Below are 15456 nucleotides of genomic sequence, written 5' to 3'. Positions count from 1 at the left end.
GAGCAGACCACGGGGACCGACCATGGAGGATGCAGTGAAGTGGGATCCAGCCAAGTACATCGAGTTCGGCAATCACCGCGACCGGCCGTTTTTTGACCTGACGTCGAGGATTCTGGCGGAGGACCCCCGGCACGTCGTGGATCTGGGCTGCGGTCCGGGGAACTTGACGGCGACCCTCGCGACGCGATGGCAGGGCGCCGCCGTCGTCGGGCTGGACTCCTCAGCCGAAATGCTGGCAAAAGCCCAAGTCCTCGCTGCCGCGCAACCGGGCCTTTCGTTCGTGCAGGCAGACATTGCCGGATGGGCACCGGAAGCGGACACCGACGTCGTGGTCAGCAACGCGGCGCTGCAATGGGTGCCGGGCCACTTGACGATGCTCTCCGCGTGGTTGGAAGCGCTGAGACCTGGTGCGTGGTTTGCGCTCCAGGTCCCCGGAAACTTCAGTGCGCCGTCCCACGTGCTCATGCGCGAACTGGCCGCTTCGCCGGAATGGTCCGGAAGGCTGTCCGGCGTGCTCCGCCATGACGACGCCGTGGGCGAACCGGCCGACTACCTGCGGATCATGCTCGACGCCGGATGCGACGCCGACGCCTGGGAAACCACCTACCAGCAACTCCTGCCGGGAGCCGATCCGGTACTGGAGTGGGTGCGCGGGACCGGCCTGCGTCCAGTGCTCGCAGGGCTTCCCGAAGACGAAGCACGCGAGTTCGAAAACCACTACGCAGCCGCGCTCCGCGAGGCCTATCCGCGGGGCCGGCACGGAACAGTGTTTGCCTTCCGCAGGGTTTTTGCGGTGGCACAAAAACGAGGCTGAGCGGGCCCGCGTCCAAAGCACGCCGGAAGTGCCGCGTTTACAAGGTTTCGCACTGTGTTCTGAACTACAATGGCAACGCGATCTCGGGGTGGCATCGTGTGGAATCCGCTGCTCCGGAGGCCAACGATTGGAGGCAGTGTGCTGGCATCCTTGCTGTTGCAGCGCCTCGCCCCCTACAAGCCCCACGTGCTGGCCATCGTTCTCCTGCAGCTCGTCCAGACCGGCGCCACACTCCTCCTGCCCACCTTCAACGCGAAGATCGTCGACGACGGCCTGGTCGCCGGGAACAGCGAGGTAATCCTGCGCCTGGGTACCTGGATGCTGGTCCTCACGGTGATCCAGGTGCTCGCCGCGGTGCTCGCCGGCTACCTCGGAGCGATTGTCGCCATGAAGGTCGGCCGCGGGCTGCGGCAGGAACTCTTCGACAAGATTCATTCCCTGCCCGACCAGGACGTCGCAGCCTTCGGACCGGCCAGCCTCGTGGTCAGGACGACGAATGATGTCCTGCAGCTGCAGAACATCATGGTCCTGGTTTTCGGCATGCTGGTGGCGGCGCCCGTCATGGGCATCGGAGGCGTGATCCTGGCGGTCGAACAGGACGTTGCCCTGTCTTGGATCGTTTTCGCCATCGTTCCCGTGTTGCTCGCCATCATGCTGTTGATTGTCCGCAAGCTCGTCCCGCTGTACCGCGAGGGCCAAGGCTTGGTGGACCGGATCAATAGCGTCCTCCGGGAACAGATCCTGGGGACCGCGGTCATTCGTGCGTTCGTCCGCCAGCCGTTCGAGATGAAACGGTTCGAGGCCGCCAACGACGCACTGACAAGGAACAATCTCCGTTCGGCCAGGATTGTCGCGGCCATGCTTCCCCTCGTCATGACCGTGGTCAATCTTTCATCCGCGGGCGTGGTCTGGCTAGGCGGGCACCGCATCATCGCGGGAGACATGGAGCTGGGTGCGCTCACGGCGTTCATCGCCTACATCATGCAGATCCTCCTCGCGATCATGATGGCAATGTACGTGTTGAGCACGGCCCCCCGGGCGGCTGTCAGCGCTGAACGCGTCACCGAAGTGCTCAACACGGAATCAGAAATCACGCAGCCGGGAAACACTGCCGGCGGGATGGTGGCACGCCCCTCGCGGGCTGAAGGCCTGCGCTTCGACAATGTCGTTTTCGCCTACCCGGGAGCCGAAACACCAGTAGTGGAAAGCATCACATTCCACGCGGCTCCGGGAAGCACGACGGCGGTCATCGGCTCCACGGGAAGCGGCAAGTCGACCATCGTCAGCCTTGTGCCGAGGCTGCTTGAGGTGAGCAGTGGAAGTATCTCGCTCGACGGCCGGGACATCGCGGCCGTTCCGCTCAATGCCTTGCGCAACCAGCTCGGCGTCGTGCCCCAGGAGAGTTGGCTGTTCCGCGGAACCATCGCCGAGAACCTGCGGATTTCCTTGCCTTCCGCGACAGATTCGCAATTGTGGCATGCCCTTGAGACGGCCCAGGCCGCGGATTTCGTGAACGAGTTGCCGCAAGGACTGGAGACCATGTTGTCCCAGGGCGGCGCCGGTCTGTCCGGCGGCCAGCGGCAGCGCTTATGCATAGCCCGCGCGATTCTGCGCCCTGCATCCGTCTATTTGTTTGACGACAGCTTCTCTGCGTTGGACACGGTGACGGAAGCAAAGCTCCGGGCCGCGCTTGAACCGGAACTCCGGGGGGCGACCGTCATCATTGTCGCCCAGCGCATCAACACCGTGGTGTCGGCGGACCAGATACTGCTCATCGACGAGGGCCGCCTGGTGGCACAAGGAACCCATGCCGAACTTCTCGAGTCCTCGGAAACTTACCGGGAAATCGTAGCGTCCCAGCTGGAAACGGACGACGCCGCGTGAGCAGCGAAGGCGAACACCTCGCCATTCCAGCGAAACCGTCGCGGTCGCTCCTCCGCCTGGTGGGCTTGATGAAGCCCTCCCGGGGAATCATGACCGCCGCGATCCTGTGCATCTGCGGCTTTGTCACGCTCAATGTCGCCGCACCCAAAATACTCGGTGACGCTACCGACGTCATCGCCGCCGCCGTGTTCGGCGCGCAGTTCGACGCCGGGCGCTTCGTCTTCCTCTTGCTCCTGGCCGCAGGCATGTATTGCGTCACGTCGCTGCTTAGCTGGGCGCAGGGCCGCCTCAACGCCCTCGCCGTCCAGCGCCTCGCGCACGACCTCCGCGAAGCCGTGGAAGGGAAACTGCATCGCCTTCCCGTGGCCTACTACGACGGACGCTCCCGGGGCGACGTGCTGAGCCGCGCGACGAACGACCTCGACAACGTGTCGCAGACGCTCAACCAGCTCCTCTCCCAGCTCCTGACCTCAACACTGATGGTCATCGGCTCGCTCGTGATGATGCTGCTGCTTTCGCCGCTCCTCGCCGTCGTGTCCCTGCTGGCCGTTCCGGTTTCGGCGCTGGCGTCGATTATCGTGACCCGACGCTCGCAGAAATACTTCGTCCGGCAGTGGGAAGCCACGAGCGACGTGAACTCGCTTGTGGAGGAGACAGCCACGGGTCACGAGACCATCAAGCTTTTCAACGCCCAGTCATCGATGGCGGTCCGCTTCGCTGATCACAACGACGGGCTTTACGCGGCCAGTTCCAAGGCACAGTTCGCTTCAGGGTTGCTGGTGCCCCTCATGGCTTTCGTGTCCAACGCCAGCTACGTGGGGGTTGCCATTGTCGGTGCCCTGCAGTTCCTCGCCGGGGCGATGAGTATCGGGGGCATTCAAGCGTTCATCCAATTCAACCGCCTCTTCAGCCAGCCGCTGGGCCAGATCGGCGGATTGGCCCAGGTCCTGCAATCATGCGCGGTTTCCGCCAGCAGGGTCTTCGAGCTGCTGGACGCCGCCGAACTGACAGGGGAACGTGCGGAACAGGGCGCAAATGCGCGCGCCGACTCCGGTCCGGGCCTTGAGTCGCGGTTTGACGCGCAGTTTGATGCCCCTTCGGGACGCGTTGCCTTCGAACACATCTCCTTCAGCTACCGGCCGGATGCGCCCCTCATCGAGGACCTGTCCTTCCAGGTGGAACCGGGACAGACAGTTGCGATTGTCGGGCACACCGGAGCCGGGAAGACCACGCTGGTCAGCCTCCTCATGCGTTTCCACGAACTCGGCTCCGGACGGATCACCATCGACGGCGTTGACATCGCGGGCATGGGACGCGACGCACTCCGCCGGAATTTCGGCGTCGTTCTCCAGGATCCGTGGATTTTCACCGGCACCATCCGGGAGAACATCGAGTATGGCTTTCCGGGCGCCAGCGAGGCCGAGATCGTGGCCGCAGCCGAGGCGAGCCACGTCGACCACTTTGTCCGCTCGCTGCCCAACGGGTACTCAACCATGCTCAGCAACGGAGGCGAACCCCTCAGCCAGGGCCAGAGGCAATTGCTGAGCATCGCGCGCGCACGGCTCTCGGGCCGCCCCATCCTGATCCTGGACGAGGCGACAAGTTCGGTGGATACCCGCACCGAAGTCCTTATCCGCCAAGCGATGCACCGGCTCCGGAGCAACAAGACGTCATTCGTCATTGCGCACCGCTTGTCCACCATCCGCGACGCTGATCTAATTCTCGTCATGGACCACGGACGGATCGTTGAACACGGCACGCATCATTCGCTGTTGGCGCTTGGCGGGCACTACGCCCACTTGCATGAAGCGCAGTTTGCCGCCGGAGGCGGCGAACTCGCCGCGATGCCGGTGAGGTCCGCGAAGCACCGCGCCGGGCAAGGAGAGAGGGAAGCATCATGAGCCCGCTTGAGTTTCCCGGTTCGTGGCGTCCCAATCAGTCCAGTACCGTCGCGCTGTACGAACAGCTTCGGCTCCGCGTCATCGAGTTGGCCGACGGCGGCATCCTGGCTGTCGGTACCAAGCTCCCCGCGGTGCGCAGCTTGGCCGAACAATTGGATGTCGCCCCCCACACGGTGGCCCGGGCCTATAAAGAACTTGAAGCTGCTGGAGTAGTGGCCACCCGTGGCCGCAACGGAACAGTTGTGTGCGCCCGGGATGACCGCTGGAGCGCATTGGCAGCCGTGGCTGCGAGCTACTCGGCGGCGGCCAAAGCGCAGGGCGCCAGTTTCGCGGAGGCGGTGCAGCTTCTGGCGGCTGCCTACGACGCCGATTGATACCCGTCGGTAGGCTGTGGGAAGCCACATGGAAATTCGAAGAAGTTTTCGATTAGCATTAGTGGGTGCCTAAAGCCGTAGCTGAAGTCCCCGCCGTCGAATCCTTCGCAAGTGTTTCCGAGCAGCAAGCTGCCACGCCCGTAAGACATGACCTGTCCCGGCTCGTGGTCAAGGGAGCGCGTGAACACAACCTCCGCAACGTCGATCTCGATCTTCCCCGTGACGCAATGATCGTTTTCACGGGCTTGTCAGGTTCAGGCAAGTCGTCCTTGGCTTTCGACACTATCTTCGCGGAGGGCCAGCGCCGGTACGTGGAGTCATTGTCGGCATATGCCCGCCAGTTCCTGGGCCAAGTGGACAAGCCGGACGTGGATTTCATCGAGGGCCTTTCGCCGGCAGTGTCCATCGACCAGAAGTCGACGAGCAAGAACCCGCGCTCCACAGTGGGCACCATCACCGAGATCTACGACTACATGCGCCTTCTCTGGGCACGTGTCGGCCGGCCGCATTGCCCCGTGTGCCACGAGCCGATCACGCGCCAGACGCCGCAGCAGATCGTCGACCAGTTGCTGGAACTCGAATCCGGCACCCGATTCCAGATTCTTGCCCCTGTGGTCCGCGGACGCAAGGGCGAATTCGTCGAGCTCTTCAAAGAGCTCACGGCCAAGGGATACTCACGCGCCCGGGTGGACGGAGATCTCGTCCAGCTGAGCGATCCGCCCAAGCTCGGCAAGCAATTCAAGCACTCCATTGAAGTGGTCGTGGACCGGCTCGTTGTCAAGGAAGGGATCAGCCAGCGGCTGACCGACTCGATCGAAACCGCGCTCCGGCTTGCGGAAGGCCGGGTACTGGTCGAGTTCGTGGATCTCGACGCCGAAGACCCAGCCCGGATCCGGGCCTTCTCCGAAAACCTTGCCTGCCCCAATGAGCACCCGCTGGCCATCGACGAGATCGAGCCACGCTCCTTCTCGTTCAACAACCCCTTCGGCGCATGTTCGGCCTGCAGCGGTATCGGCACCAAGCTCGAGGTCGACGAAGAGTTGGTTGTCCCCAATCCGGAACTTTCCTTGAACCAGGGTGCCATCGCACCTTGGTCGCTGGGTACTGCCACCACGGAGTACTGGAACCGGCTCCTCGAAGGCCTGGCCCTGGAGCTCGAGTTCTCCATGGACACCCCGTGGGAGAAGCTGCCGCAGGAAGTCCGGCAGACGGTGCTGCACGGCAAGGACCACAAAGTAGTCGTCCAGTACCGCAACAGGTTCGGCCGGGAGCGCAAGTACAGCACCGGCTTCGAAGGCGCCACCCAGTACGTTCACCGCAAGCACGGCGAAACGGATTCCGACTGGGCCCGCGACCGCTACGAAGAGTACATGCGGCAGGTTCCTTGCCCCGCATGCAACGGTGCGCGGCTCAACCCGGCGTCGCTGTCCGTGCTGATCAACGGCAAGTCCATCGCCGAAGTTGCGGCCCTTCCGATGCGTGATTGCGCGGATTTCCTCGGTAGCCTCACGCTCACCGACCGCGAGGCCCAGATCGCCCACCAGGTTCTCAAGGAGATCCAGGCGCGCCTGACATTCCTCTTGGACGTCGGGCTCGAATACTTGAATCTCGAACGGCCGTCCGGGACCTTGTCCGGTGGCGAAGCCCAGCGTATCCGGCTCGCCACGCAGATCGGCTCCGGCCTGGTGGGCGTCCTGTATGTCCTGGACGAGCCGTCCATCGGGCTGCACCAGAAGGACAACCGCCGCCTGATCGAGACGCTCACCCGATTGCGCGATCTCGGCAACACGCTGATTGTGGTCGAACACGACGAGGACACGATCCACGAGGCCGACTGGGTTGTGGATATTGGACCCGGCGCCGGTGAGCACGGTGGCCAGGTGGTGCACTCCGGTTCCTACAAGGAGCTCCTGGAAAACACGGACTCGCTGACCGGCGACTACTTGTCCGGCCGGCGCAAGATCGACATCCCGGCCAAGCGGCGCAAGTATGACAAGAAGCGCGAGCTCAAGGTCATCGGCGCACGCGAAAACAACCTGAACAACGTTGACGCGACGTTCCCGCTGGGCCTCTTCACGGCAGTCACTGGCGTCAGTGGATCGGGGAAGTCCACCCTGGTGAACGAGATCCTTTACAAGGTCCTTGCCAACAAGCTCAACGGTGCCAAGCAGGTCGCCGGCCGGCATCGCTCCGTGGCCGGCCTTGAGCACCTCGACAAAGTGGTGCACGTGGACCAGAGCCCCATCGGGCGGACCCCGCGCTCCAACCCTGCCACGTACACGGGCGTCTTCGACAACATCCGGAAGCTTTTCGCGGAAACCACCGAAGCCAAGGTCCGTGGATACCAGCCTGGACGGTTCTCCTTCAACGTCAAGGGCGGCCGCTGCGAGGCGTGCTCCGGTGACGGCACCCTGAAGATCGAGATGAACTTCCTGCCGGATGTCTATGTTCCCTGCGAGGTGTGCCACGGTGCCCGGTACAACCGCGAGACCCTGGAGGTCCATTACAAGGGCAAGACCATCGCGGACGTCCTCAACATGCCCATCGAGGAGGGTGCCGAGTTCTTTGCCGCTTTCACCCCCATTGCCCGGCATTTGAACACCCTCGTCGACGTCGGCCTAGGTTATGTCCGGCTCGGGCAGCCGGCCACCACGCTTTCCGGCGGCGAGGCGCAGCGCGTGAAGCTGGCCTCGGAACTGCAGAAGCGTTCGAATGGCCGGAGCGTCTACGTCTTGGACGAGCCCACAACGGGCCTCCACTTCGAGGACATCCGGAAGTTGCTCATGGTGCTGCAGGGTTTGGTGGACAAGGGCAATACGGTCATCACCATTGAGCACAACCTCGACGTCATCAAGTCCGCTGACTGGATTGTGGACCTTGGCCCCAATGGCGGTTCAGGCGGCGGGCGGATCGTGGCAACGGGCACGCCCGAACAGGTTGCCAAGTCCACGGAAAGCCATACCGCAACCTTCCTGGCGGAGATTCTCGGTTAGCCCTGCGTGAACGGCCGGGGAATTTTTCGGCAGTGGTCGAAGTATTCCCTGGCCGGCATGTGAGTTTCAGGCATGCCTCAACTCGTGAGAAACTAACCCGGTGACTCAAACAATGGTGCCCGTAATCTTTGATCTGGACGGCACCCTTGTCGATCCTGCAGGCGGCATAACCGGCGGTATCGCCGCGGCCCTGGGCGAAATGGGGCTCCGTGTCCCGGAACAGGCCGTGCTGGACTCCATGGTCGGGCCCAAGCTCAGCGATTCCCTGGAACACATTGCCGGGGTTCCCACAGGAAAAGTCGACGAAGTCATTGGGCTGTACCGCAGCTATTATCGTTCCGTCGGAATCGCTCAAAGCCGGCTCTACCCCGGAATCCGTGAGCTCCTGCAGTTCTTCGCGGAGTCGCGGCGGCCGGTTGCCGTCGCCACCCAGAAACCCCAGGGCTTGGCCCACATCGTGTTGGAGCACCATGGCATTGCCGGTTTCTTTGCCTCCATCTGCGGTGCGCCGGACGACGAGTCAATAGCCGCCAATACAACTCCGGGTAAGGTGGCAATCGTTGGTGCCGCTCTGGCCACGTTGCGTTCCCAGCCTGCGGTGATGGTCGGAGACCGCCACCAGGATGTTGCCGGTGCCATGGCCAACGGCCTTGACTGCATCGGGGTCAGTTGGGGATTTGCGCCCGACGGCGAACTTCAGGAGGCAGGCGCCGTCGCCGTCGTGGACACCGCGGCGCAGCTGCTGAAGAAGATCGAAGAACTTGACGCTGTCCGCGCGGCGGCCCTGAGCGAGGTGCAGAACGATGGAAGCCTTTGATGTCATCCGCTGGACCACGCGCGGACTGATTTCCAGCACCTGCCGGCCCACGGTCATCGGGCTGGAGAACGTGCCCAAGGAAGGGCCCTTCATCGTGGCCCCGAACCATTTGTCTTTTCTGGACAGCGTTATTGTCCAAGCCTTGATGCCGCGCCCGGTGGGCTTCTTTGCCAAGGCCGAGTATTTCACCACCAAAGGCTTCAAAGGCCGCGCGATGAAGGCGTTCTTCCAGGCCGTTGGATCCATTCCGGTGGAACGCGGAGAGCAGGCAGCCAGCGTGCAGGCCCTCAAGACCCTCCTGGACATCCTGGAGAACGGCAGGGGCATCGGCATCTATCCGGAGGGGACCCGCTCGCGCGACGGCTTGCTCTACCGCGGGCGGACCGGTGTCGGCTGGCTTGCCCTGACAACGGGGGCGCCGGTGGTGCCGGTTGGCCTCATCGGCACGGACAAGCTGCAGCCCGTGGACCGGAACACCGTTCGTCCACAGCATTTCACCATGAAGGTCGGCGAGCCGCTGTACTTCGAGAAGACCGGTCCGGACCATTCCCTGCCGGCCAGGCGCGAAGTCACGGACAAGATCATGGATGCCATTGCGGTATTGAGCGGCCAGGAACGTTCCACGAGCTACAACCAGAGCAAGTCCGCGGAGTAGCCCTCCGCGAAGCGGGCCCGTACGGGGGAGCGCGATTCCCTTACTAGACTGGATCTGTGGCAGATCCAGCGAGTTATCGACCCCAGACGGGAGAAATCCCCACCACCCCCGGCGTCTATCGGTTCCGGGATCCGCACGGCCGTGTCATCTACGTGGGCAAGGCGAAGAACCTCCGATCCCGGCTGAACTCGTACTTTGCCAACCCGGCGGGTTTGCTGCCGAAGACGCACGCGATGGTGCACGCGGCCAGCAGCGTCGAATGGACCATGGTGGGCAGCGAGCTTGAGTCGCTCCAGCTCGAATACACCTGGATCAAGGAATTCAAGCCCCGCTTCAATGTGGTCTTCCGCGATGACAAGACGTATCCGTACCTTGCCGTGAGCATGGCGGAGAAGCTCCCGCGGGTACAGGTCATGCGCGGGGAGCGCCGTAAGGGCACCCGCTACTTCGGGCCATATACGGCCGGGGCCATCCGCGAAACAATGGACACCTTGCTCCGCGTCTTCCCGGTCCGCAGCTGCAGTCCCGGCGTTCTGAAGCGCGCCCAGGCCAGCGGCCGGCCATGCTTGCTCGGCTACATCGACAAATGCTCGGCCCCGTGCGTCGGCCGCGTCACCGCCGAAGAGCACCGGGCCATCGCCGAAGACTTCTGCTCGTTCATGGGTGGCGAAGCCAAACGCTTCATCACCCGCCTCGAAAAGGACATGGGCGCCGCCGTCGCCGAGCTGGACTACGAGCGGGCGGCCCGGCTCCGGGACGACATCATCGCGCTCCGCAAAGTGTTCGAGCGCAACGCCGTCGTGCTTTCCGAAGACACCGACGCGGATGTCTTCGCCCTGCACGACGACGACCTTGAGGCTTCCGTGCAGGTATTCCACGTCAGGGGTGGCCGGGTGCGCGGCCAGCGGGGCTGGGTCGTGGAAAAAGTCGAAGACGCCACCACTCCGGAACTCATCGAACACCTCTTGCAGCAGGTCTACGGAGAGGACAGCGACAACCAAGGCCGTATTCCGCGCGAAGTCCTCGTCCCTGAGATTCCGAGCAACCATCACGAACTGCTCGAATGGCTCGGCGGCCTCAGGGGCGCCAAGGTGGACATCCGGGTGCCGCAGCGTGGCGACAAGGCCGCCCTCATGTCCACCGTCCGCGAAAACGCCGAGCAGGCGCTGAAGCTCCACAAAGTCCGGCGCGCCGGCGATATCACGGTCCGTTCCCAGGCGCTCCAGGAACTGCAGGAAGCGCTCGAGCTTCCCGTGCCGTTGCTCCGGATCGAGTGCTACGACATTTCCCATGTGCAGGGCACCAACGTGGTTGCGTCCATGGTGGTGGTGGAGGACGGCCTCCCGAAGAAGGCCGACTACAGGAAGTTCTCCATCACCGGTGCGGCGGCAAGCGACGACACCGCTGCGATGCACGACGTCCTCACCAGGCGCTTCAGGCACTACTTGCAGGATAAATCCGCCCAGCTTCCCAAGAGCGGAGAAGTTCCGCACCCGGGAACAGGTGAACCGCCGTCGTCGGAGGATGCTGCCCTCACGGGTGCCAAGGCGAAGTTCGCCTATCCGCCCAACCTCGTCGTCGTCGACGGCGGGCAACCCCAAGTGAATGCGGCCGCCCGGGCCCTCGCGGAACTGGGCATCGACGACGTCTACGTCGTGGGCCTCGCCAAGCGCCTCGAAGAGGTCTGGTTGCCGGACAGCGACTTCCCGGTGATCCTGCCCCGCACCTCCCAGGGGCTCTATCTGCTCCAGCGCATCCGCGACGAAGCCCACCGTTTCGCCATCACCTTCCACCGGCAGAAACGTGGAAAGGCCATGACGGTGTCGGCGCTTGACGGCGTTCCGGGTCTCGGCGAAGCCAAACGGAAGGCGCTCGTGGCGCATTTCGGTTCGCTCAAGAAGATCAAGGCGGCAACGGCCCTCGAGCTCACGGCCGCGAAGGGGATCGGCCCGGCATTGGCGGAAGCGGTCGTCAGCCATCTCGCGGCGGCCGGTGCCTCCGGAGAGGCCGCTCCTGCCGTGAACATGACCACCGGCGAAATCCTTGAAATTTAGCTAGGGTAATAAGCGGACCCCTCCTGAAGGGGTCCGCTTGTGGACCATCCCAAAAACTTTGGACCATCTCAGAAACGGGGAAACTTGATGTCAGAGCCAACAGCAGGATCCGGCGAGGAGCAGGACGGTCTGGTACCCGTCAAGCCTGTCGAAGCGGAACTGCTGGTGGTGACCGGCATGTCCGGAGCAGGCCGGAGCACCGCCTCCGACGCCCTGGAGGACCATGGCTGGTACGTCGTCGAAAACCTTCCCCCGCAGATGCTGGGGACGCTGGCGGAAATCGTCTCGCACGCGCCACAGTCCATCCCCAAGCTTGCCGTCGTCGTGGACGTGCGCAGCAAGGGCCTCTTCACCGATATCAGGACGGCGCTCGGCGCGCTCAGCGCCACCGGAATCACCTTCCGCGTCCTCTTCCTCGATGCCAGCGACAACGTCCTGGTGCGGCGGTTTGAGCAGGGCCGCCGCCCGCATCCGCTCCAGGGCGGTGGCCGGATCCTGGACGGCATCGCGGCGGAGCGGGACGTCCTGAAAGAGCTAAAAGAATCCGCGGACGTCGTCTTGGACACGAGCACGTACAACGTCCACGGCCTGGCGACCGCCATCACCGAACTTTTCACCGACACAGGCCCTGTGGCGCTGCGCTTGAACGTCATGAGCTTCGGCTTCAAATACGGCCTGCCCGTGGACGCCAACTTCGTGGCGGATGCTCGCTTCATCCCCAACCCGCACTGGGTTCCGAAATTGCGTCCGCACACAGGGCTCGACGCCGACGTCAGCGACTATGTCCTGGGGGCCGCTGGCGTGAAGGACTTCGTCGACCGTTACGTCCTCGCCTTGGAGCCCGTCCTCGACGGCTATCGGACGGAAAACAAGCACTACGCCACCATTGCCGTCGGTTGCACCGGCGGCAAGCACCGTTCGGTCGCGGTCGCCGTCGAACTCTCCAAACGGCTCGCGCAATACCCGCGGGTCACCGTCACCACAAGCCACCGCGATCTGGGTCGCGAATAATGGGGGTCCTGACCGGACCCCTGCCGCTGGTTCCACCGAAAGGCACGCCGGGCAGCCAGCCCGCCAAAGGCCCCTCGGTTGTGGCGCTCGGCGGCGGACACGGGCTTTCCGCGTCGTTGTCGGCGCTGCGGCTCCTGACCTCCGAGCTCACCGCTATTGTCACCGTTGCCGACGACGGCGGATCCTCCGGGCGGCTCCGCGAAGAGTACGGCGTCCTTCCGCCGGGCGACCTTCGAATGGCGCTGAGCGCACTGTGTGACGACACCGATTGGGGCCGCACCTGGCGGGACGTCATGCAGCATCGCTTCAAGACTCCAAGCGGCCGCCAAGGCTCCCTGGACGACCATGCCATGGGGAACCTGCTCATTGTCACCCTCTGGGAGCTTCTGGGCGACGCCGTGGCCGGACTGAAATGGGCAGGCGCCCTCTTGGGTGCCCGCGGCCAGGTCCTCCCGATGTCCACCCAGCCGCTGAACATCGAGGGCGACGTCCGGGTGCCATTGCCCGGGGGCGGGTACGAGTTCCAGATCGTCAAAGGCCAGGCCAAGTGCGCCGTTGCCGGATCGCTCGAAAACGTCAGGCTCCTTCCGGAAGACGCGCGCGCCTGCATCGAAGCGTTGACCGCAATCGAGCTTGCGGACTGGATCATCCTGGGTCCCGGCTCCTGGTACACGTCAGTGTTGCCGCATTTGCTGCTGCCGGAAATGCGCCAGGCCCTGTGCGACACCCCCGCCAAACGCTGCCTCACCATGAACCTCGCCATGGACACCAAGGAAACCTCCGGGATGTCCGCGGCGGACCACCTGGATGCCCTGCGCCACTATGCGCCGGAGTTCAGCGTGGACGTTGTCCTGGCCGATCCCACCTCGATATCGGACCTCAAGGAATTCGAACGCGCTGCCGGGATGATCGGTGCGGAGGTGGTCTTGGGTAAAGTGGGGGCGTCGAGCCGCCGTCCAGTCCACGACCCGCTGCGTCTGGCATCGGCGTATCACGATATCTTCGGGAATAGTTAGGAACATGCGATGGCACTGACCGCATCGGTCAAGGAAGAACTTTCCCGGCTGGACATCAAGAAGTCGTCCGTCCGCAAGGCCGAAGTTTCGGCCATGCTGCGTTTTGCCGGCGGGCTGCACATCATTTCGGGCCGCATCGTGATCGAGGCTGAGGTTGACCTCGCCTCAACGGCGCGGCGGCTGCGCGCCGCGATCGCCGAAGTCTACGGGCACCAGAGCGAGATCATCGTCGTCTCCGGCGGGGGACTCCGTCGGGGTAGCCGCTACGTTGTCCGCGTAGTGCGCGACGGCGAAGCCCTGGCCCGCCAGACCGGCCTCCTCGACGGCCGCGGGCGACCCGTGCGCGGCTTGCCGTCCGCCGTCGTCAACGGTTCGGCGTCGGACGCGGAGGCTGTGTGGCGCGGCGCGTTCCTGGCTCACGGTTCCCTCACCGAACCCGGCCGGTCATCCTCGCTCGAGGTCACGTGCCCCGGGCCGGAATCGGCGCTTGCCCTGGTGGGCGCTGCCCGCCGCCTCGGCATCCAGGCCAAGGCCCGGGAAGTGCGCGGCGTGGATCGCGTGGTCATCCGTGACGGCGACACCATCGCCGCGCTGCTCACCCGGATGGGCGCGCATGACGCCCTCATGGTGTGGGAGGAGCGCCGCATGCGGAAGGAAGTCCGGGCCACGGCCAACCGCCTCGCGAACTTCGACGACGCCAATCTGCGCCGTTCGGCCCAGGCCGCCGTCGCGGCTGGCGCCCGCGTGGACCGGGCCCTGGAAATCCTCGGTGACGACGTTCCGGACCACCTCAAGTACGCGGGTGAACTCCGGGTCGCGCACAAGCAGGCCAGCCTCGATGAATTGGGCCGGCTTGCCGATCCGCCCATGACCAAGGACGCGATCGCGGGAAGGATCCGCCGGCTGCTGGCCATGGCGGACAAGCGGGCCGGCGACCTGGGGATCCCGGGCACCGAGGCAAATGTGACCCCCGAAATGATGGACGAATAGGGCGCCCGTCCTAGAATCGTCAGGGTGTAGATTTCCGGCCGGTTCGCCGGTCGGATGAACAAAACGAGAGTTACCAAACGGACCCCGGTCCACTACATTGGAGGATTTCGTGACAGAGTACGTACTGCCCGAGCTCGGCTACGACTACGCAGCACTTGAGCCGCACATTTCGGCGAAGATCATGGAGCTGCACCACAGCAAGCACCACGCCGCCTATGTAGCAGGCGCCAACAACGCTTTGGCCCAGTTGGCCGAGGCGCGCGACAAGGGCGACTTCGCCAACATCAACCGCCTCTCCAAGGACCTCGCGTTCCACACCGGCGGCCACATCAACCACTCCGTGTTCTGGAACAACATCTCCCCGGACGGTGGCGACAAGCCCGAGGGTGAGCTGGCTGCGGCCATCGATGACGCCTTCGGCTCCTTCGATGCTTTCCGTGCCCAGTTCTCGGCAGCCGCGCTTGGACTGCAGGGTTCCGGCTGGGGCTTCCTTGCCTACGAGCCCATCGGCGGCAACCTCCTCATCGAGCAGCTCTACGACCAGCAGGGCAATGTCGCAGTCGGCACCACGCCGCTGCTCATGCTGGACATGTGGGAGCACGCTTTCTACCTGGACTACGTCAACGTCAAGGCCGACTATGTCAAGGCCTTCTGGAACATCGTCAACTGGGCCGACGTCGCAAAGCGCTTCGAAGCGGCCCGCGCGAACGCCACCGGGCTGATCGTTCTCTAGGGACTCCGCCCAGGATCGGTGAGTGACGCGGAATACACGGGGATGTAACAAACTTCACATTCAGGTGAATTTCGCCCAAATACCGGATTGTCTGCCCCCGCAGTTGCGGGGGCAGACGTAGTTAAACGTAAGATGGGTCACGGAAGGCGGTTAGCCTTCAGCAATGTGGCTGGTCGCCCTCCGATCTGATAATCACTTCTGCCCAATGGTGTGC

General features: G+C 64.0%; 12 protein-coding genes. All 12 read left to right on the top strand.

Translation table 11 applies throughout. From position 1 onward, the window contains the following. Window positions 1-34: 34 nt before the first annotated feature. On the top strand, window positions 35-814 hold the full coding sequence (locus tag AC3WJM_RS01595) for a trans-aconitate 2-methyltransferase (protein WP_492258972.1): 780 nt from the start codon (window positions 35-37) through the stop codon (window positions 812-814). 138 nt (window positions 815-952) lie between these two features. Further along, the gene (locus tag AC3WJM_RS01590) at window positions 953-2698 is read left to right on the top strand and encodes an ABC transporter ATP-binding protein (RefSeq protein ID WP_492271059.1); all 1746 of its coding nucleotides are present in this window, start codon (window positions 953-955) and stop codon (window positions 2696-2698) included. Window positions 2699-2787: 89 nt separating this feature from the next. Then, window positions 2788-4599, top strand: a complete 1812-nt coding sequence (locus AC3WJM_RS01585) for an ABC transporter ATP-binding protein (protein WP_370872109.1) — start codon at window positions 2788-2790, stop codon at window positions 4597-4599. Further along, window positions 4596-4973, top strand: a complete 378-nt coding sequence (locus AC3WJM_RS01580) for a GntR family transcriptional regulator (protein WP_284988227.1) — start codon at window positions 4596-4598, stop codon at window positions 4971-4973. The genes AC3WJM_RS01585 and AC3WJM_RS01580 overlap by 4 nt, the downstream gene beginning before the upstream one ends. 65 nt (window positions 4974-5038) lie before the next feature. Continuing rightward, complete coding sequence (gene uvrA, locus AC3WJM_RS01575) at window positions 5039-7966, top strand: excinuclease ABC subunit UvrA (RefSeq protein ID WP_492271058.1); 2928 nt, start codon at window positions 5039-5041, stop codon at window positions 7964-7966. Between the two features lie 100 nt (window positions 7967-8066). Then, entirely contained in the window at window positions 8067-8783 is a 717-nt protein-coding gene (locus AC3WJM_RS01570; protein ID WP_059389286.1) for an HAD hydrolase-like protein, read from the top strand. Then, window positions 8770-9438 carry a lysophospholipid acyltransferase family protein gene (locus AC3WJM_RS01565; RefSeq protein WP_059389285.1) on the top strand — a complete coding sequence of 223 codons (669 nt, stop codon included), beginning with the start codon at window positions 8770-8772 and terminating at the stop codon, window positions 9436-9438. Before AC3WJM_RS01570 ends, AC3WJM_RS01565 begins: the two co-directional genes overlap by 14 nt. A 56-nt stretch (window positions 9439-9494) precedes the next feature. Further along, on the top strand, window positions 9495-11492 hold the full coding sequence (gene uvrC, locus AC3WJM_RS01560; protein ID WP_307053013.1) for an excinuclease ABC subunit UvrC: 1998 nt from the start codon (window positions 9495-9497) through the stop codon (window positions 11490-11492). Between the two features lie 87 nt (window positions 11493-11579). Then, window positions 11580-12503: an RNase adapter RapZ gene (gene rapZ / locus AC3WJM_RS01555; protein WP_492271057.1), complete on the top strand. Its 924-nt coding sequence runs from the start codon at window positions 11580-11582 to the stop codon at window positions 12501-12503. After that, window positions 12503-13519 (top strand): gluconeogenesis factor YvcK family protein, encoded by a 1017-nt coding sequence (locus AC3WJM_RS01550; RefSeq protein WP_059389284.1) that lies wholly within the window; start codon window positions 12503-12505, stop codon window positions 13517-13519. The genes rapZ and AC3WJM_RS01550 overlap by 1 nt, the downstream gene beginning before the upstream one ends. A gap of 9 nt (window positions 13520-13528) precedes the next feature. After that, on the top strand, window positions 13529-14509 hold the full coding sequence (whiA, locus tag AC3WJM_RS01545) for a DNA-binding protein WhiA (protein ID WP_133202987.1): 981 nt from the start codon (window positions 13529-13531) through the stop codon (window positions 14507-14509). Between the two features lie 109 nt (window positions 14510-14618). Next, the gene (locus AC3WJM_RS01540) at window positions 14619-15242 is read left to right on the top strand and encodes a superoxide dismutase (protein ID WP_059389282.1); all 624 of its coding nucleotides are present in this window, start codon (window positions 14619-14621) and stop codon (window positions 15240-15242) included. Window positions 15243-15456: the final 214 nt, after the last annotated feature.

This window comes from Arthrobacter sp. FW306-1B-G06A (assembly GCF_058781765.1).
This window is presented reverse-complemented; position numbering and strand designations above follow the sequence as displayed.